This window comes from Nocardia sp. bgisy134 (assembly GCF_965341865.1).
Lineage (GTDB): Bacteria > Actinomycetota > Actinomycetes > Mycobacteriales > Mycobacteriaceae > Nocardia.
In genome coordinates, this window is record NZ_CBDQZP010000040.1 from 1 (window position 1) to 16,285 (window position 16,285).

The window sequence follows — 16,285 nt, forward strand, 5'->3', positions numbered from 1 at the left end:
AGTCACTAGTTCTGGGCTGCGGCCAAGTGGGTTCGGAAGAACCGGATGCACAGGTCGAGCCATTCGGGCTCGTGCTTCATGGCGCAGTGGTCGTCGTCGGCGTAGAGCACCAGCTGGGCGTTGGGCGCGTAGGTGGCGATATCGATGGAATCCTCGACCCTGCACAGGGAGTCGTCGGCTCCGTTGACGACCAGCAGCGGGATCTCGATTCGCCGTAGGTGATCGCGCAGCGACAGCGCCGAAAGCTTGCCCACCATATCCGGCACGCTTGTGGCTCCGACGGTCCGGCGAATGGTGGAGACGATGATTTCGGGAACGCCGATCGACCCCGTCGGCGCGAAAGTGCGGTCGGCCAGCGCACCGTTGGCGACCGCGGCACGCAACCGCGGCTCGACCGCGGCCATACGGGTCGACCAGTACGCGCCGAAGCTGACGCCCAGCATGCCGATTCGCTGCGCGTCGACACGGTGATCGGCGGTGAGGAAGTCAACGACGGCCGAGTACACCCGCTCCGATTCCGGCGTCAGCGGCTGCCGGTAATGGAAGGTGCCGGGCATCTCCATGACGAAATAGGTCATGCCCTCGGCGCGATGCTGCAACAGCGGCAACGTCAGCTCGCCGAGGGTGCCCTCGAGGCCGTTGGTGATGAGCACGGTCGGCAACTGCTCGGCACCCTCCGGCGAGATCAGGTATCCGCGGACTTCATCGGCGCTGCCGCGGGGGATTCGCACCGCCTCCACGGTGATGCCCATGGCCGGGGCGAGCGCGGTGAGCAGGATCTCGCACAGCCGATGGGAGGTCTCGTAGGCCTGCAACCGGCGCGGGCTCCAACCCGGCCAGGACGCGGCGAACTCGTACACCACGACCTTGATCAGCGCGTCCAGAGCGACTGCGGCATCACAGTCTTCGGGGTGCAGCGCGCAAAAGCGGTCCACGGCGTCCGGTGGTGCGATCGGGCCGCGGTCGGCGAGGATCTCCACCGCCGGAGCGAGCAGTTCGCCGAGCTTGCGGACCTCCACGTCGGTGGTCGAATCGAGCAGTTCCCGCGTCGACGGTCCGCCGAGTACCGCCAGCGCGGCATCGGCCGTGGCGGTGTGTTCGTCGGCGAACGTCTCCCAGTGTGTGGTCCATCGGTTGTCGTCGAAGGAGTTGCACGCGGCCAATTGGGCGCTGAACACCGCGGGATCGATCCCACCGAGGTGAGTGAGCCGATCGGCGAAGAGTGCGGGCAGAAACGGCGCCGTGCCGAAACGGTTCGCGGCCCGTTCGGTGGTGCCGGTCAGTGCGAGGGTGCTGACGAAAAGCCTGCGGGCCCGGGATGTGGTCGATGCCACAGTCCTGCCTCCCTATCGGATCGAGGTGCCATAACGGTTGCGGCCGCGGGGCCAGCGTAAGCACCGTCGATGCTAAAAGCAAGACTATTGCGTTAAGAGTTCGCCGGGTTACGTAGCCAGCGCCAGTGGTCGCGCTGCGGCGTGCCGCACCAACCCAGCCCTATCCGGCCAGGCCTCGCAGGAGGGTGTCGACCATCTGCGCGATCAGCTGGTCGTCGACGGGTCGACGGACGAGCAGGGCCCGGAAATGCAGTGGGGCGATGAGCATTTCGAGGGCAATCCAGGGATCGGCCCCCGGGGCGAGTTCGTCGCGGGCGGCAGCGCGGTCGAAAATGACACTTGCCGCGTGGTACCGGGCTTTCCAGAACTCGGAGCGACCGCCGGCGGTGGCGGGATCGTCGTCGGCGACCGCCATCGCCCTGGCCAGCGCGGTACCCAGCGGCGTGGCCAGATAGGCCTCGACCGCTCGCGCCAGCGCGATCATGTCGCCGCGCAGCGATCCGGTGTCGGGGACCGGCAGCAGCTCCTCGCTGCGCTCCAGCAGCGCATCGAGCATCACGTTCTCGGTTGTCCCCCAACGTCGTTGGATCGATGTCGCATGAACCCCGGCCCGTCGAGCGATATCGCTCATCGTCACCCCGCCCGGGCCGTGTTCGGCCAGGACCTCCAGAGTTGCTTGCAGCACCGCGGTGCGCACTCGCGCGGACCGGCCGCCAGGGCGGCGCCGCACCTCGTCACCAAGCTCATCCTGACTCATCACCCTCACCCTAATGCATGCCTATTGCGTTAACGACGCGCCGCGCGTACTGTTCGTTAAAGCGGAATCTCTGCGTTAAAGGCACGGATCGCCGAAGGAGTCGACATGCCCTACCCATGGCCGCTGAACCCACAGGAGCTGTTCAGCGAGCGGTACGCGCAGATGACCAACACCGGATTGCCCGTCGACGACGTCGACGCGATGCGTGCCGTGATCACGGACATGTGGGCGGACGCCCCGGGCGGCGCGATCCGGTCTGGCCGGTGAGGTCGATGCCGCCGTCGACATCGGCGGGCCGGTCGAAGCCACCTTCGCCGGAACGGGGCCGACCCGGTTCGGCATGGCCGACATCATCGGCAACACACTGGGATTCGACGCGCCACCCAGCGCCGAGGAACGGATGGCCCGCTACGCGGAAATGTCGCTGCGCCCGCTACTCGATCAGGATCGCAACGCCCCGATGCTGATCATCAACGGCGCCGACGATGTCCACGTCCCGCAGCACGACACCCTGGTCTTCGAGGGACGCCGCGACACCGTCGTCGAGCCGCTGCCCGATACCGGGCATTGTGCGGTCACCAAGCTCCCCGAGGTGGCCTCGACCGTGCTGGACTGGCTCCCCCGCGCCCTGGCCTCCGCCGAGGTCGCCCGGTGACCGGCCTCGAGCTCCTCGACGACTACATCGCCCGGTTCAGCCGTGGGGTCGCTTTGTCAGCTCGCCACGCCGTCACCAACGTCCATGGTCAGTACACCTAGGTCGTGGGTTCGGTGGCCGTTCGGGCTTGGATGGTGTCGAGGGTGTCGAGCGCTTCTCGGCACCAGTCGACCCAGAGTTGTTCCATCGCGATTCCGGCTTTGAGGACGAGGTGCCGCAGGGCGTCGGCGTCGGTGTCGACAGTGGAGAAGTCGCGAGTCTCGATCTCTGTGTGTTTGACCAGGTCGCTGCCGTGCACGGCGAGATGGTGGGCGATCACTGCGCGCAGCCCGTCGAAGTCGCCGACGGAGGCCGCGGCCCGCGTTTTCACGATCAGGGATTCGCGGGCATGCGTCGGTTCGTCGATCTCGCCGGTCCAGTCGCGCAGGGCGGTTGTTCCCGCCTCGGTGATGGCGAAGCGTTTGGGTTGGCCGCGCCCAGGGCGTTCGGGTTGGGGCACTTCGGCGACCAGGCCGGTGGCGTGGAGCCGGTCGAGCTCCCGGTAGATCTGCTGATGGGAGGCCGACCAGAAGTATCCGTAGAGACGATCGAAGCGTTTGGCCAACTCGAAACCGCTGGATTCGCGTTCGGCCAGCGCTGTGAGGATCGCGAACTGCAGTGCCATTCGCCGAATCTTAGAGAGGTCGCCCGACGGCGGGTTCGTCAGTAGCCGGCGAATACCGGGGCGGACTTGGCCAGAAACGCTGCCACCGCCGTCTTGTGATCACGGGTGCGGCCCGTGCGGGTCATCTGGTCGGCTTCGAAATCCACGGCGGCATCGAGGGTTGTTCCGCAGGCGTGGTTGACCGAAGCCTTGATCGCGGCCAGCGCCGTCGTCGGGCCTGCGGCCAGTTCGTTCGACAGCGAACGCCAGCGTGCTTCGAAGTCGGTGTCGGCGACCACTTGGTGGACGATGCCGAGGCGCAGGGCTTCGGCGGATCCGATGACGCGTGGACGCATCAGTAGGTCCAGCGCGGCGGCACGGCCCGCGATACGGGGCAGGGTCCATGACATCCCGGTGTCGCAGGACAGTCCGATTCCGGCGAAGGCGGTGGTGAAGGCCGCCGACTCCGTGGCGATGCGCAGGTCACACGCCAGCGCCAGCGCCATCCCCGCTCCCGCGGCGGTTCCGTTGACGGCCGCGATCACCGGTTTGGGCATGCTCACCAGCAACTGCACGATCGGGTTGAAGTGTTCGCGCACCAGGTCGCCCAGAACGGTTGCTTCCGGAGCGCTCTGCAATTCCCGCAGGTCTTGTCCGGCGCAGAACGCGCGACCGTTGCCAGTGAGGACGACCGCGCGCACATCGGGATCGGCGGCTGCGGCGGCCAGGTCCCGCCGCAGCCGGTTGCGGGCGGCGGTGTCGATGCTGTTGAACTGCTGGGGCCGATTGAACCGGATGATGGTGGTCGCGCCTTCGGTGCGGGTGTCGATCACGGGAGTGTTGTCGTTCATCGGTTGTCGCTTCCTTCTCGGTTTCAGAGGGTGTCGCAGCGGTGGTGTGGGGTACTGGCGTTGGTGGGTGAGCGCAGATAAGGGCAGTGCTCTTCGAGCAGATGACCGATCACACTCAATCGGCGCGCGTAGTGCCCGATCGAGTCGCGGGCCGCGGGGCCGGGGCGGGTCATCGCGTCGTGACCGATCCAGCGGGCCGTGTCGGTTCGACGGGTCGCCCGCGCCGCGGCGTCGATGGCCCGATCGGGGTCGTCGAGCAGGGTCGTCGTTGCCCACGGGGCGCTGCGGCGCGCGAACTCGATCGCGAGGTACCAGTCGGCGACGCCGGCTCCGGCTGCCTCGTCGTAGGTGAGGGCGGCACCCTTTCGCCGTTCGCCGGTGGAATGGTCGACGATCAGCTGCAGTGCGCGAGCCATCGCGCCGACCGCCTCGTGGCAATAGGCGATGCGCGCGCGGGCGAGCGCGGTGGCAATGGTGGCCGAGTGATCGTGCTCGGGCGTCCCCAGTGGTGTCGCCGCGGCGCGGTCCAGGATCAGCCGCGCGGCGCGGCTGCCGTCGAGGAGGGTGTAGCCGTCGATCTCGACGGCGCGCTGGTCGGGTTCGATCAGGAACAGCCCGGTGCCGTCGCTGTCGGTGTGGGCACTGACGATCAGCAGCGAGGACTCAGCGCCGTAGACGACGGATTCCTTTGTGCCGGACACCGACCAGCCATGCCCCCGTCGGCTCGCCCGGCTGCCCGGATCCCCAGTTGCGTCGGCTTCGGAATGGGCGAATACCGGCAACAAGGTGCCTTGCCCGAGTGAGGTGAGCAGTTCTCGACGTTGTGGCGCGCCGGCCGCGCCGGTGATCAGAGCACCGGTCAGGACCGCCATGGCGACGTAGGGTTCGGGTGCAAGCACCCGGCCGATCTCCTCGGCCACGATTGCCGCTTCGGTCGGTCCGGCCCCGGCCGGGACAGGCTCCCCGCTGCGGCGCGAACCGAGCACGTCCAGCTGCGCCAGCGAACGCCAGATACCGGCATCGAAACCTGACGCGGTGGCGAGGCTGTCGCGACGGGCGTCGAGGTCGGGGTAGCGCAGCGCGAAGACGTCGTGCAGGTTCTTGCGCAGCGCGGGCTGATCGAGTTCGAAGGTCGAATCCATTGTTGGCCTTGGTTGTTCGTGGTCGCATGCGAGTCCTACCGCGGGGGTTGCGTGATCATCTCGCCGATGACTGTGCGGCTCGGCGCGGAAGGCTGCCCGGCGCGCTCGAGCATGGATGCCAGGTCGCGGCGGGCTCGGTCGTACTGCTGGGTGAGCGACCCGACCACGGGCAGGGACAGACGGCGGGAAAGCCACAGCGGTGAATCCTTCGAGACGGAAAGCGGCGAAGACGCCGCCGGGACTGCGCTTGAACCCGACGTTATTTCCAGCGAAGGCTTTATGCAACAAGTTGCACAAAAAGTGTGGCATCGCTCACTTTGCGGACCCCTCCAGCCCGGGGCCCGTGGGTTATCCGCCAGCTGCCAACCGAGGTGCAGCAGTCCGACCAAGGGCGTGACCAGCACGTTCACCGACGTCGGCGGATTGGACGACAAGCGATCGTGATTGCCGACACACTTTTTATGCAACTTGTTGCACAATGCGCGGCGGTCCCCATAGCCTCCTGTGCACCGCCTCGGGCCACCCCGCACCAGTCATGCGAACCCGGGCGATCCATCCACGTTCGACGCGCCAAGGAGAGCCGCGCATGGACATTCAGTTCGATTTCACCGGTAAGAAGGTCGTGATCTTCGGAGGCACGACCGGCATCAACTTCGGCATCGCCGAAGCCTTCGCCGCCCATGGCGCGGCCGTGGTGGTGGTCAGCCGCAAACGCGACAACGTCGACGCCGCGATCGCGCGGCTCGACGTGCACGGCGTGCCGGTCGGCGGCTTCGTGGCCGATGTGCGCGACATGCGGGCCGTGGAAGAGGTTTTCGAGTCGATCCGCACCGAGTGGGGAGCCATCGATGTCCTGATCTCGGGCGCGGCGGGCAACTTCCTCGCCGAGGCCTCGGCGCTGTCGTCGAATGGCTTCAAGGTGGTCGTCGACATCGACCTCAACGGCACCTTCCATGTGATGCGCGCCGGGCTCGACTACCTCGCTCCGGGCGCTTCGGTCATCAACATCACCGCCCCGCAGGCCTCGATCCCGGTCCGCTACCAAGCCCACGTGTGTGCGGCCAAAGCCGGTGTCGACCAACTGACCCGGGTGCTGGCCCTGGAATGGGGCGCCAAGGGGATCCGCGTCAATGCCATCGCTCCCGGCCCGATCGCCGGCACCGAGGGGATGGCGCGGTTGACCCCGCACGACGACGGCGCCGCCATCAAGACGGTGCCACTGGGAAGGCTTGGCACCAAAGACGATGTCGCCGGCCTGGCGATGTTCCTGTCGTCCTCGGCGGCCCGCTACATCTCCGGGGCGATCATCCCCTGCGACGGCGGCGGCTCGGGCGAAAGCGTTCTCCAGATCCAGGAAGCCGGACGGTTCCTGGCAGCAGCCGCCCAACAGTAAGCCCCCGTCGCGACACCTTCCCCGCTTCGCCAGCCGCGGGCCGCTACAGCCCGACAGCACTGGCCCCCAATGGTTTCCGTTCACCGCCTCATCGCCGCCACCGCAGAAAGATCCGACGTGCAACGCCACATCTTCGACACCGAACACAACGACTTCCGCGACCTCGTACGCACCTTCCTCGCCAAAGAGGTACTGCCGCACTACGAACAGTGGGAAAAGGACGGCGCAGTCTCCCGTGAGGTCTGGCTCGCCGCAGGCCGCCAGGGCCTGCTCGGCCTGTCCGCACCGGAAGAATTCGGCGGCGGGGGCACCACCGACTTCCGCTACAGCGCCATCATCGCCGAAGAACTCGCCAGTGCGGGCGTGCCCGGACTCGCGCTGGGACTGCACAACGACATGGTCGGCTCCTACCTGATCGGCCTGAGCAACGAGGAACAAAAGAGGCGCTGGCTGCCCGGCTTCTGCAGCGGCGAAACGATCGGCGCGATCGCCATGACCGAACCCGGCGGCGGCTCCGACCTCCAAGGCATCAGCACCCACGCCCAGGATCGCGGCGATCACTGGCTGCTCAACGGCTCCAAGACCTTCATCTCCAACGGCATCCTTGCCGATCTGGTCATCGTGGTCGCCAAAACCACCCCGGAAGGCGGGTCACGAGGCCTGTCACTGCTCGTGGTGGAACGCGGCATGGACGGCTTCGAACGCGGCCGCAACCTCGACAAACTCGGCCAGAAGGCCCAGGACACAGCGGAACTGTTCTTCAACGACGTCAAGGTGCCCAAGGAGAATCTGCTCGGACAACTCGACGGCGCGTTCCTGCACCTGGTCACCAACCTGGCCACCGAGCGGCTCCACATCGCCGCAGCCGCGATCGCGGTGGCGGAGCACATGCTCGACATCACCACCCGGTACGTCAAGGAGCGCGAAGCGTTCGGGCGACCGCTGGCCAAGCTGCAACACGTGCGCTTCGAGATCGCCGAGATGGCCACCGAGTGCGCCGTCACCCGGAGCTTCATCGACCGGTGCATCATCGATCACTCCGGCGGCGAACTCGATGCCGTGCACGCCTCCATGGCGAAATGGTGGGCCACCGAACTGCAAAAACGAGTCACCGACCGGTGCCTGCAACTGCACGGCGGCTACGGCTACATGACCGAGTACCCGGTCGCGAAGGCCTTCGTGGACGGACGCGTGCAGACCATCTACGGCGGCGCCACCGAGATCATGAAGGAGATCATCGGCCGCTCACTTCTCGCCTCCTGACCAATCCCTCGACCGCAGCAAACCGGCCTTATATTCAACCAAGTGGTTGACCATTGCCGCTGATGCGCGCATACTCAACCATGTGGTTGAACATGAATCCGATCGGCTGGACGCGCTGTTCCACGCGCTGTCGCACCCCACACGGCGGGCCATGTTGCGCACGCTGGCCGAGGGCGCGCACAGTGTCGGCGAGTTGGCCGAGCCGTACGCGATGACACTGGCCGGGGCGTCCAAGCACATCCAGGTGCTCGAGCGCGCGGGGTTGGTGCGGCGGACGGTGCACGGTCGGGTTCACATCTGCCGCCTCGACGCGCGGCCGATCCGGGACGGCGCCGAGTGGATGCGCTTCTACGAGCGCTTCTGGACCGAGCGACTCGACAGGCTCGAAGAACTACTCCGAACCGAGGATGAATCATGACGGCACAACGGATTTCCGACTACGGCACCGTGACCGAACCCGGCGCGGTGCGCATGGAACGGCTGCTGCCCGGCCCCATCGAGCGGGTGTGGCGGTACCTGACCGACGCGGAGCTGCGGCGCACCTGGCTGGCGGGCGGTGAGATGACGCAGGCGGCAGGCGGCTCGGTCGAATTGATCTTCCGCAATTCCGAACTCACCGATGCCGACGATCCGGCGCCGCCGCAGTACGCGAACGAGCACCGGATGCAGGGCGAGGTGCTGGCGTGTGAGCCGCCGCGGCTGCTGTCGTTCACCTGGGGCGACGGGTCGGAGGTGACGTTCACGCTGGAACAGGTGGGCGAGCAGGTCCGCCTGGAACTCACCCACCGCCGCCTCCCCGACCGCGACGCCCTGCTCAACGTCTCCGGCGGCTGGCACAGCCACCTCGACCTGCTCGTCGCCCGGCTGTCCGGAGGCACGCCGGAACCGTTCTGGCCCAAGCTCGCTCGGCTCGAGAAGGACTACGCCGAGCGCATCCCGGAGTAGCGGCCGAGCCGCCCTGCTCGCTCGGCGAGCAGGGCGGCGGACAGCTCGCGATCCCTCGCTCTTCGCCCGACAGCTGATGGCCCGACGTTCAGGCGACGAGCAGGCTGATCGTCTCGGTGACGCGGGCGGGTTTGCCGGAACCTCAGCGGCCGGCGAATTCGGCTGTCGTGCGGGTCAGGAAGGCCTGGATGCCGATGGCGGCGTCCTCGGTGGTGAACAGCTTCTGCACGGTGGGCACGAGCTCGGCTTCGGCGGCGGCCTCGCCCTCGCGTTCGGCCAGGCGCGCGTTGCGCAGGGTTGCCTGCACACCGAGTGGCGCCTGTCGCGCGATGACTCGCGCGATCTCGATCGCCCGTTCGACGTGCGTGTCGTCGGGTACGACTTCCTGGACGACGCCGATCCGGTGCGCTTCGGCGGCGTCGAACTCCTCGGCCGTCAGCAGCCAACGCATGGCGTTACCCCACCCCGCGGCACGCGGGAAGCGGATGGTCGTTCCGCCGAACGGGTAGATGCCGCGCGAGATCTCGAGTTGGGCGAAGGTGGTCGATTCGGCGGCCACCACGATGTCGGCGGCGAGCATCAGTTCGATGCCGAGGGTGAGGACTTTGCCGTGCACCGCGGCGACGATCGGCTTGGAGACCCGCTTGCCCTCGACTTGCCACGGGTTGATCCCGCCCTCCGGGACCATCGAGTTGCCCGCCTGGATCTCCCCGGCGACGCTGGCCAGATCCAAGCCGGAGGTGAACATCGTTCCCTCGCCGTAGAGAACGGCGGCGCGCACGCTGTCGTCGCGGTCGAGTTCGCCGAAGGCGGTGGCCAGTTCCCGCAGCATCGTGATGTCGAAGGCGTTGCGTTTGGCCGGGCGGTCGAGGCCGATGATCTGCACCGCGCCGCGGCGGCGAACGGTGAGGGTTTCGTAGGTCATGAGTATTTAGTCCTTTCGGGGTTCGGGCACGCTGACGGCTTCAGGCATGGGACTGCTTCTTTCGCTGGAACGCGGTGACCGCCGAGAGCACCAGCGCCGAGGGATTGACGTGATCGGGGAACTGCGACCGCATGTGCGTGACCAGTTCGCGCAAGTTCGCACTGCTGTCGACGTGCGCGGCGAATTGTTCGATGTAGTCGCGGGTTTCGGCGATGCAGTCGGCGGTGTCGGCGGCGCCGGGTCGTTTGTGCCCGGCCACGACGGTGGCAGGGTTCAGTGCGGCGATGACATCGACACTGCCCAGCCATTTCTGCCATTCCGCGGGCCCGCTGACGGCGAGGAAGGGATTGACCCCGTTGTAGATCGCGTCGCCCGCGACGACCGCCGCGATCGAGGGGATGTGCAGGATCGCCGTGGGAGCGATGTCGGCCTGGGGGATTTCGAGGACGTGGACCGCGATGCCGTCGACCGACAGGGTCGGCTCGTCGAGAGGTTCGGGCACGACCGCGTTGTCGAGGGCCTGCCCGGCGAAGAATTCGCGGGCGTAGGCGCGATCGGAGTCGATGCTCGCGGCGATGTGCGCTGCCACCGATGCCACCGCTACCGGCCGGGCTTCGGGGAACCGGTCGAGCAATCGCTGGAGCCCGAAGTAATGGTCGGAATGGCCGTGGGTGACGAAGATCGTGGTCAACCGCTTGCCGGAGGCTTCGATGCGCCTGATGACCTCGTCGACGTCGGCGGCCCGGTACTGGGTGTCGACGAGCAGCGCCTCGCTGGGACCGGTGACGAGGGTCGAGGTGGTCGGCGAGAACATCCCTCCGTTGGGGAGGTCGAATGCCTCGCTGGTGTAGACGTCCAGTATCAGTTTGTCGCTCATTGGATTTCGCCTTCGCGGATGGCTTCGGCCAGGGAGTGGACCCGGCTGAGGTGGTGGGCGCCGTAGAAGTCGGCCTCGCGCAGCCGTCGCAGGTCGTCCTCGGTGGGTTCGGGATGGGCGAGCAGCGCGGCGGAAATGATGCGCGCGTGCATCCACGCCCCGGCGATGAGGGCCATCATGGTCAGGTAGTTCACCGAGCCCGCGTAAGCGTCGCGTCGATCGTTCGCCGCCAGTTCCAGCAGCCTTCGAGTCGTGTCGCGGGCGCACTCGATCGCACGGTCCAGCCGCTCGACAGTGCGCCGCACCACCGGATGTTGCGATTGCCGCAACGGAACCAAGTCGCCGGCGATCAACCCGAGCGCCAGTTCTGCGGTGGCGCCTTTGTCGCGAATGACCTTGCGGCCCACCAGGTCGTTGGATTGGATCCCGGTCGTGCCCTCGTAGATGGGCAGGATCCTGGCGTCGCGGTAGTACTGGGCGGCGCCGGTCTCCTCGATGAACCCCATGCCACCGTGCACCTGGATGGCGTCGGAGGCGATGCGCACGGATTCCTCGGTGAACCAGCCCTTCATGACCGGCACGAAGAATTCGGCCAGCTGCGCAGCCTGCTGGGAGTCGTCGCGCCGCCAGCGGTCGCACCACTCCCCCAGTTGCAGTGAGAACGCGCGCATCGCCGAGAGGGAACTCGACATCGACAGCAGCAGGCGCGCGACATCGGGGTGCTCGGCGATCGGGGAGTCTGTGGGGCGTCCGAGCACCCGGCCCTGCACTCGCTGTTCGGCGTAGTCGCGGGCCTGCTGGTAGGCGCGGTCGGCGATGCCCAATCCCTGCAGGCCGACGCCGATGCGCGTGTTGTTCATCATGACGAACATCGCCATCAGGCCGAAGTGTTGTCGTCCCACGAGATGACCGACCGCGTCGTCGTATTCGAGTACGCAGGTGGGGCTGGCGTGGATGCCGAGCTTGTGTTCCAGCGCGAGAGTCGTGACGCGGTTCCGTTCCCCGACGCCGCCGTCGCGGCCGGGCAGGAATTTCGGCACCACGAACAGCGAGAGCCCGGCCAGCCCTTCCGGTGCGTCCGGGGTCCGGGCCAGGACCAAATGGACGATGTTCTCGGTCAGGTCGTGGTCGCCCCAGGTGATGAAGATCTTCTGGCCCCGCACGGACCAGGTGCCGTCGTCGTTGGGACGGGCGGTGGTGCGGATGGCGGCCAGATCCGTCCCGGACTGGGGTTCGGTCAGGTTCATCGTTCCGGTCCATTCGCCGGACACCATCTTGGGCAGGTACGTCGCGCGCAGTTCCTCGCTCCCGGCGGTCTGCAGCGCGGTGATCGCGGCGGTGGACAGCCCCCAGCACAGCGAGAACGCCGTGTTGGCCGCGGTCCACAATTCCGAGACGGCGTTGTAGACCATCAATGGCACACCGCCGCCGCCGATCTCGCTGTCCAGGCCGAAACCGACCCATCCGGCTTCGGCGAAAGAACGGTAGGCCTTGACGTACCCGGGCGGGGTGGTCACCACGCCCTCGGCCAGCACGCTGCCGACCCGGTCGCCGACGGGATTGAGCGGATGCATCACCTGCACCGCGAAATCGGCTGCGGTGGTGAGGATGTCGTTCACATCGGCGGCGTTCAGCTCGCCGTTGCCGAGGGTGTGCAGCAGCTCGTCGCCGAATACGTGGGTGTAGAGGAAGTCGTAGTCGTCGATGGGCGGTCGATACATCGATCTGCCTTTCAGAGTCGGATGCCGACAGTGGTGGCGAGACCGCCGTCGAGCGGAATCACCGCGCCGGTCACGAAATTCGAGGCACGCGAGCTGAGGAACACCGCGGTGGCGGCGATGTCGGCCGGCTCGCCGATGCGGCCGAGCGGGCTGGCAGCCCGCAGTTCGTCGCCGACCTCTTCGAGGGTCTTGGCCATCATCTTCGACGGGAACGGACCGGGAGCGATGGCGTTGACGAGGATGGACGGCGCGAGTTCGGCGGCCATGTGCCTGGTCAGGTGATGGACCGCGGCCTTGGACGCGGAGTAGGAGTAGTTGCCGACCCCGGGAACTACCAGCCCGTCGATGGAACCGATGTTGATCACCCGGGCCGGATCTCCCTCGGCGGCAGCCTGTTCCAGCAGCGGACGAGCCAGCCGGGTCAGGGTGAACGGCGCTTTGACGTTCGCGTCGAGCACCTTGTCCCATGCGGCGTCGGGGAATTCGTCGAACGGCGCTCCCCAGCTCGCGCCCGCGTTGTTGACCAGCACGTGCAGCGCGGATTCGCGGGCGGCGACGGCTTCGATCAGCGTCCGGCACTGGGCCTCGCTGCTGACGTCGCAGGGTATGGCGTGCACTTCGCCGTACCGCGAGAGGTTCTCGGCGGCTTCGGCGCAGGCGGCTTCTTTGCGCGAGGAGATGTACACGCGCGCACCGGCTTTCAGGTAGCCCTCGGCGATCATGTAGCCGATACCGCGGGTGCCGCCGGTGACCAGCACCGTCTTGCCTTCGACGGAGAAGATTTCGGGAAACATTCGTACCTTTCGGGGTGGGGGAAGGTCAGGAGTAGAGGTCCGCTCGATGAACGACCCGCCTGCCAAGCGGTTTTCGATCACGCCGGGAGCGATGTTCTCGCCGGAAGACGTGATCAGCAGGTCCTTCTTACGGTCGGTGATGTGCAGTCGGCCCGCCGCGTCGAAGTAGCCGAGGTCACCGGTGTGCAGCCACTGATCGGTGAACAGTCCCGCGCGGTCCTCGGCGCGCCAGTAGCCCGTGGTGTTGCCGCGGCTGCGAACCAGGACCTCGCGGTCGGCGGCGATGCGAATATCGGCGCCCGGCAGCGGAAGACCTACCGAGTCGCGGCTCCCGGATCCGAGCCGGTCGCAGGCCGCCGGACCGGATGTCTCGGTGAGGCCATAGCCCAGATGGATGTCCACTCCGATCGCGGCGAGCGTGATCCGCAGATCGTGGGACATCGGCGCGGCGCCCGTGCCGGCGAACAGAACCTTGTCCAAACCCAGCGTCCAGCGGACGTCGCGCAGCAGACCCTCTCGCGCGCGAACAGCCGCGACCGCCTCCGGGGCGGGTACCGGCCGGTCCTCCCATCGCGCGTGGGCCACCTGCCGGAGGATCTGCCGGTCGCGATCGAGATCGGCTCGGCGGGAGTCGAATTCGGCGCTGCCGATGACCCGCTGCGCAGCGGCGTGCAGCTTCTCCCACACCCGGGGGACAGTCATCAGGAAGCTGGGCCGGTGCGTTTGGAGCGCGTGGATCAGCCGCCTCGGTTCCGGGCAGCAGAACACGTGGCCGCCCAGCCGCATCGGCAGATACAACGACCACAGGCGCTCGGCCACATGCGCCAGCGGCAGGTGCGAGACGGCGCGGTAGTCGTAGTCGACGGTGCCGGTGCGCACCATGGCCTCGACCTCCCACAACAGGTTGTCGTGGGTGAGGACGACCCCCTTGGGAAATCCGGTCGTTCCCGAGGTGTAGACGATGGTGACCGGATCCGACGGCTCGATCGCCGCGATCCGGGAGTCCAGTTCCTCGGCCACCCAGTCGCGACTGTCCGCGCCGAGGGTGAGCAGCTCGTCCCAGGTGAACTCGGTCGGTGGATTCGGGTCGTCGAGGGGATCGAACAGCACCAGCTTCGGCTGGTTGGCCACGACCCACGGCAGGTGACGCACGATCCGCTGCTGAGGATGTTCCTCCACCACGATCATCCGAGGCATGCAGTCCGCGAGGACGTGATCGATCCGTTCGGCGGCCATCGTCGGATACACGCTCACCGGGACCGCACCGCAGTGCAGCGCCGCGAGGTCGGCCATCAGGTGTTCGGGACAGTTGCGGCCGAGGATCGCGACGGTGTCGCCGGCCCGTACCCCGAGCCGCAGCATCGCACCGGCGAGGTTCAGCACACGTTCGCGATAGTCGAACCAGGTCATGGTGCGCACCAACATGCCGTCCCACCACGACACCGCGAACCGGTCCGAATGCCGGGCCGCCGCAACGGAGAGCAGATGGCAGAAGGTCGGCACCTCCGTCGCGGCCCCGATCTCACCCGCAGCCTCGTAGTTGCTGGTGCTCATGAACTTGCTCCTTCGACAAAACCCGTGGTCAGCGCCGACCGACCGGGCTAGACTAAATCGTCTAGACTAAATCGTCAACAGTTGCGGGGCGCGAAAGACGATGCCGCTATGCTTGGTTCGGTGAAAACGCAGGAAGCCGCGACGAACGGCGACAAATCGGCACGTACCGTGCCCTCGCACAAGGAGCGGCTGCTCCGTCAGGGCATGCAGCACTTCTATGCCTACGGCTTCCACGGCACCACGGTCGATGCGGTCCTGGAGGCCTCAGGGGTCCCGAAGGGCTCCTTCTATCACCACTTCGGATCCAAGGAAGCCTTCGGCCGAGCGGTGCTCGAGCGCTACAGCCGCTACCAACTCGATCTGCTCGCGAAGTGGGCGGCGAAGTCCGAGTTGAGCACCGCGGACAAGCTCTGCGGCTACTTCTCGGCGATGGCCGATCACTTCGTCGAGTCCGGGTATCAGCACGCCTGCTTGTTCGGGAAGTTCTCCACCGAGGTCGCCGCGACCTCCGATACGTTCCGCGAGCAACTCGACACCGATGTGCGCGCCTGGCAATCGCACCTGCGCGATGCGATCGCGGCAGGCCAGTCCGCGGGCGATGTCCGGAGCGACCGCACGGCCGACGAGCTCGCAGACACCGTCCTGGCCCTGATCCAAGGGGCGTTCGTCGTCGCGCTGTCCACCCGCGACGACGAATCCCTTCGCTCGGTCTGCCGGTCTATTCCGAGTTTGATCTCATGATCCGCGCGGGCTCGGATGTACCGGCATCCTGGCCAGCCCGCGCCAGCACATCGCCACCGTCGCCTCCACGGCGTCCGCCTTGGCGACCGGACGTCCGCTCTCGACCCAATCCGTAGCCGCGGCTTGCCACGCCCCGACGAGGCCGGTCGCCACCATGCGGGCGCGAAAGTCGTTGCCCTCCCGGTTCATCGCCTCGCAGACCGCGTCGACGCAGTCCTCGGTGGAGCGCGCCAGTCGGCGGCGGACCGGGGGTTCGCCGCCGGCGTCCGAATCGAAGACGAGGCGATAGCTCCGTGGCCGACGGTCGACGAAGTCGAAGGTGGCCGACGTCGCGGCCCGCATTCGGCGCTCGCTGTCGGTCGCCGACCGAAGGGCCTTTCGCACGCCGCCGACCCAGGCGTCGACGTGCATCTCGACAACAGCGAGATAGAGTCCCAGCTTGCCGGGAAAATGCGCGTACACAATCGGTTTCGATACTCGCGCCTGCTCGCAGACATGTTCCATCACCGTCGCGTAGTAGCCCCGTAACCCGAACACCTCACTGGCAGCGGCCAAGAGCTGCGCCCGTTCGCGGCGACCGGACGGTCGTAGCGACCGACGAATCGAGGAGTCAGCCGATGCCGGTGCATCGCCGTTCATCATCACCTTCTCTATGAAATTCGAGGACATGCACCGAGACCCGGGAATCCC

General features: G+C 67.1%; 17 protein-coding genes and 1 pseudogene. 7 read left to right on the top strand and 11 right to left on the bottom strand.

The window, feature by feature from the left end; genetic code table 11:
• Nucleotides 1–5: 5 nt before the first annotated feature.
• The gene (locus ACRWNM_RS36125) at nt 6–1,334 is read right to left on the bottom strand and encodes an alpha/beta hydrolase family protein (protein WP_431972659.1); all 1,329 of its coding nucleotides are present in this window, start codon (nt 1,332–1,334) and stop codon (nt 6–8) included.
• 160 nt (nt 1,335–1,494) lie between these two features.
• Entirely contained in the window at nt 1,495–2,091 is a 597-nt protein-coding gene (locus tag ACRWNM_RS36130; protein WP_431972660.1) for a TetR/AcrR family transcriptional regulator, read from the bottom strand.
• A 105-nt stretch (nt 2,092–2,196) separates the two neighbouring features.
• Here ACRWNM_RS36130 and ACRWNM_RS36135 point away from each other — a divergent pair, with 105 nt between their 5' ends.
• Together ACRWNM_RS36135 and ACRWNM_RS36140 are read left to right on the top strand one after the other, a co-directional pair.
• Nucleotides 2,197–2,358 (top strand): hypothetical protein, encoded by a 162-nt coding sequence (locus ACRWNM_RS36135; protein WP_431972661.1) that lies wholly within the window; start codon nt 2,197–2,199, stop codon nt 2,356–2,358.
• A 73-nt stretch (nt 2,359–2,431) separates the two neighbouring features.
• The gene (locus ACRWNM_RS36140; RefSeq protein ID WP_431972662.1) at nt 2,432–2,746 is read left to right on the top strand and encodes a hypothetical protein; all 315 of its coding nucleotides are present in this window, start codon (nt 2,432–2,434) and stop codon (nt 2,744–2,746) included.
• A gap of 97 nt (nt 2,747–2,843) precedes the next feature.
• On the opposite strand, the gene ACRWNM_RS36145 is transcribed toward ACRWNM_RS36140, so the two are convergent.
• Genes ACRWNM_RS36145 through ACRWNM_RS36155 form a run of 3 tightly spaced genes read right to left on the bottom strand, consistent with a single transcriptional unit; the run spans nt 2,844 to nt 5,382 of the window.
• Nucleotides 2,844–3,410 carry a PadR family transcriptional regulator gene (locus ACRWNM_RS36145; protein WP_431972663.1) on the bottom strand — a complete coding sequence of 189 codons (567 nt, stop codon included), beginning with the start codon at nt 3,408–3,410 and terminating at the stop codon, nt 2,844–2,846.
• A gap of 38 nt (nt 3,411–3,448) precedes the next feature.
• On the bottom strand, nt 3,449–4,240 hold the full coding sequence (locus ACRWNM_RS36150; RefSeq protein ID WP_431972664.1) for an enoyl-CoA hydratase-related protein: 792 nt from the start codon (nt 4,238–4,240) through the stop codon (nt 3,449–3,451).
• A 23-nt stretch (nt 4,241–4,263) separates the two neighbouring features.
• Complete coding sequence (locus ACRWNM_RS36155) at nt 4,264–5,382, bottom strand: acyl-CoA dehydrogenase family protein (RefSeq protein WP_431972665.1); 1,119 nt, start codon at nt 5,380–5,382, stop codon at nt 4,264–4,266.
• Between the two features lie 535 nt (nt 5,383–5,917).
• Between ACRWNM_RS36155 and ACRWNM_RS36160 the strand changes: the two genes are divergently transcribed.
• The 4 genes from ACRWNM_RS36160 (at nt 5,918) to ACRWNM_RS36175 (ending at nt 8,983) form a co-directional block, all read left to right on the top strand.
• Nucleotides 5,918–6,775 (top strand): SDR family oxidoreductase, encoded by an 858-nt coding sequence (locus ACRWNM_RS36160; RefSeq protein ID WP_431972666.1) that lies wholly within the window; start codon nt 5,918–5,920, stop codon nt 6,773–6,775.
• A gap of 117 nt (nt 6,776–6,892) precedes the next feature.
• A complete protein-coding gene (locus ACRWNM_RS36165; protein ID WP_431972667.1) occupies nt 6,893–8,038 on the top strand; it encodes an acyl-CoA dehydrogenase family protein in 1,146 nt (381 codons plus the stop codon).
• 82 nt (nt 8,039–8,120) lie between these two features.
• The gene (locus ACRWNM_RS36170; RefSeq protein WP_431972668.1) at nt 8,121–8,456 is read left to right on the top strand and encodes an ArsR/SmtB family transcription factor; all 336 of its coding nucleotides are present in this window, start codon (nt 8,121–8,123) and stop codon (nt 8,454–8,456) included.
• Nucleotides 8,453–8,983: an SRPBCC family protein gene (locus ACRWNM_RS36175; protein ID WP_431972669.1), complete on the top strand. Its 531-nt coding sequence runs from the start codon at nt 8,453–8,455 to the stop codon at nt 8,981–8,983. The genes ACRWNM_RS36170 and ACRWNM_RS36175 overlap by 4 nt, the downstream gene beginning before the upstream one ends.
• A 142-nt stretch (nt 8,984–9,125) precedes the next feature.
• Here the strand turns inward: ACRWNM_RS36175 and ACRWNM_RS36180 are convergent, their stop codons facing one another.
• The 5 genes and pseudogenes from ACRWNM_RS36180 to ACRWNM_RS36200 form a co-directional block, all read right to left on the bottom strand.
• The gene (locus tag ACRWNM_RS36180) at nt 9,126–9,908 is read right to left on the bottom strand and encodes a crotonase/enoyl-CoA hydratase family protein (protein ID WP_431972670.1); all 783 of its coding nucleotides are present in this window, start codon (nt 9,906–9,908) and stop codon (nt 9,126–9,128) included.
• Nucleotides 9,909–9,948: 40 nt separating this feature from the next.
• Nucleotides 9,949–10,785, bottom strand: coding sequence for an MBL fold metallo-hydrolase (locus tag ACRWNM_RS36185; RefSeq protein ID WP_431972671.1), 837 nt, complete (start codon nt 10,783–10,785; stop codon nt 9,949–9,951).
• Nucleotides 10,782–12,506 (bottom strand): acyl-CoA dehydrogenase, encoded by a 1,725-nt coding sequence (locus tag ACRWNM_RS36190; RefSeq protein ID WP_431972672.1) that lies wholly within the window; start codon nt 12,504–12,506, stop codon nt 10,782–10,784. Before ACRWNM_RS36190 ends, ACRWNM_RS36185 begins: the two co-directional genes overlap by 4 nt.
• Nucleotides 12,507–12,517: 11 nt before the next feature.
• A complete protein-coding gene (locus ACRWNM_RS36195) occupies nt 12,518–13,300 on the bottom strand; it encodes an SDR family oxidoreductase (RefSeq protein ID WP_431972674.1) in 783 nt (260 codons plus the stop codon).
• A 240-nt stretch (nt 13,301–13,540) separates the two neighbouring features.
• A pseudogene (locus tag ACRWNM_RS36200) lies at nt 13,541–14,854 on the bottom strand (AMP-binding protein); the annotation flags it as partial.
• Nucleotides 14,855–14,974: 120 nt separating this feature from the next.
• On the opposite strand from ACRWNM_RS36200, the gene ACRWNM_RS36205 reads away from it, so the two are divergent.
• Nucleotides 14,975–15,595 carry a TetR/AcrR family transcriptional regulator gene (locus ACRWNM_RS36205; protein WP_431972673.1) on the top strand — a complete coding sequence of 207 codons (621 nt, stop codon included), beginning with the start codon at nt 14,975–14,977 and terminating at the stop codon, nt 15,593–15,595.
• Here ACRWNM_RS36205 and ACRWNM_RS36210 read toward each other — a convergent pair.
• Nucleotides 15,590–16,264 carry a TetR/AcrR family transcriptional regulator gene (locus ACRWNM_RS36210; protein WP_431972675.1) on the bottom strand — a complete coding sequence of 225 codons (675 nt, stop codon included), beginning with the start codon at nt 16,262–16,264 and terminating at the stop codon, nt 15,590–15,592. The two genes, ACRWNM_RS36205 and ACRWNM_RS36210, sit on opposite strands and share 6 nt — an antisense overlap.
• Nucleotides 16,265–16,285 lie beyond the last annotated feature (21 nt).

What these genes read in the sequence shown, in the direction of transcription:
- ACRWNM_RS36190 (WP_431972672.1), bottom strand. Translation starts at nt 12,506, where the DNA reads ATGTATCGACCGCCCATCGACGACTACGACTTCCTCTACACCCACGTA.
- ACRWNM_RS36145 (WP_431972663.1), bottom strand. Translation starts at nt 3,410, where the DNA reads ATGGCACTGCAGTTCGCGATCCTCACAGCGCTGGCCGAACGCGAATCC.
- ACRWNM_RS36185 (WP_431972671.1), bottom strand. Translation starts at nt 10,785, where the DNA reads ATGAGCGACAAACTGATACTGGACGTCTACACCAGCGAGGCATTCGAC.
- ACRWNM_RS36195 (WP_431972674.1), bottom strand. Translation starts at nt 13,300, where the DNA reads ATGTTTCCCGAAATCTTCTCCGTCGAAGGCAAGACGGTGCTGGTCACC.
- ACRWNM_RS36160 (WP_431972666.1), top strand. Translation starts at nt 5,918, where the DNA reads ATGCGAACCCGGGCGATCCATCCACGTTCGACGCGCCAAGGAGAGCCG.
- ACRWNM_RS36210 (WP_431972675.1), bottom strand. Translation starts at nt 16,264, where the DNA reads ATGTCCTCGAATTTCATAGAGAAGGTGATGATGAACGGCGATGCACCG.
- ACRWNM_RS36180 (WP_431972670.1), bottom strand. Translation starts at nt 9,908, where the DNA reads ATGACCTACGAAACCCTCACCGTTCGCCGCCGCGGCGCGGTGCAGATC.
- ACRWNM_RS36150 (WP_431972664.1), bottom strand. Translation starts at nt 4,240, where the DNA reads ATGAACGACAACACTCCCGTGATCGACACCCGCACCGAAGGCGCGACC.
- ACRWNM_RS36175 (WP_431972669.1), top strand. Translation starts at nt 8,453, where the DNA reads ATGACGGCACAACGGATTTCCGACTACGGCACCGTGACCGAACCCGGC.
- ACRWNM_RS36135 (WP_431972661.1), top strand. Translation starts at nt 2,197, where the DNA reads ATGCCCTACCCATGGCCGCTGAACCCACAGGAGCTGTTCAGCGAGCGG.
- ACRWNM_RS36155 (WP_431972665.1), bottom strand. Translation starts at nt 5,382, where the DNA reads ATGGATTCGACCTTCGAACTCGATCAGCCCGCGCTGCGCAAGAACCTG.
- ACRWNM_RS36140 (WP_431972662.1), top strand. Translation starts at nt 2,432, where the DNA reads ATGGCCGACATCATCGGCAACACACTGGGATTCGACGCGCCACCCAGC.
- ACRWNM_RS36130 (WP_431972660.1), bottom strand. Translation starts at nt 2,091, where the DNA reads ATGAGTCAGGATGAGCTTGGTGACGAGGTGCGGCGCCGCCCTGGCGGC.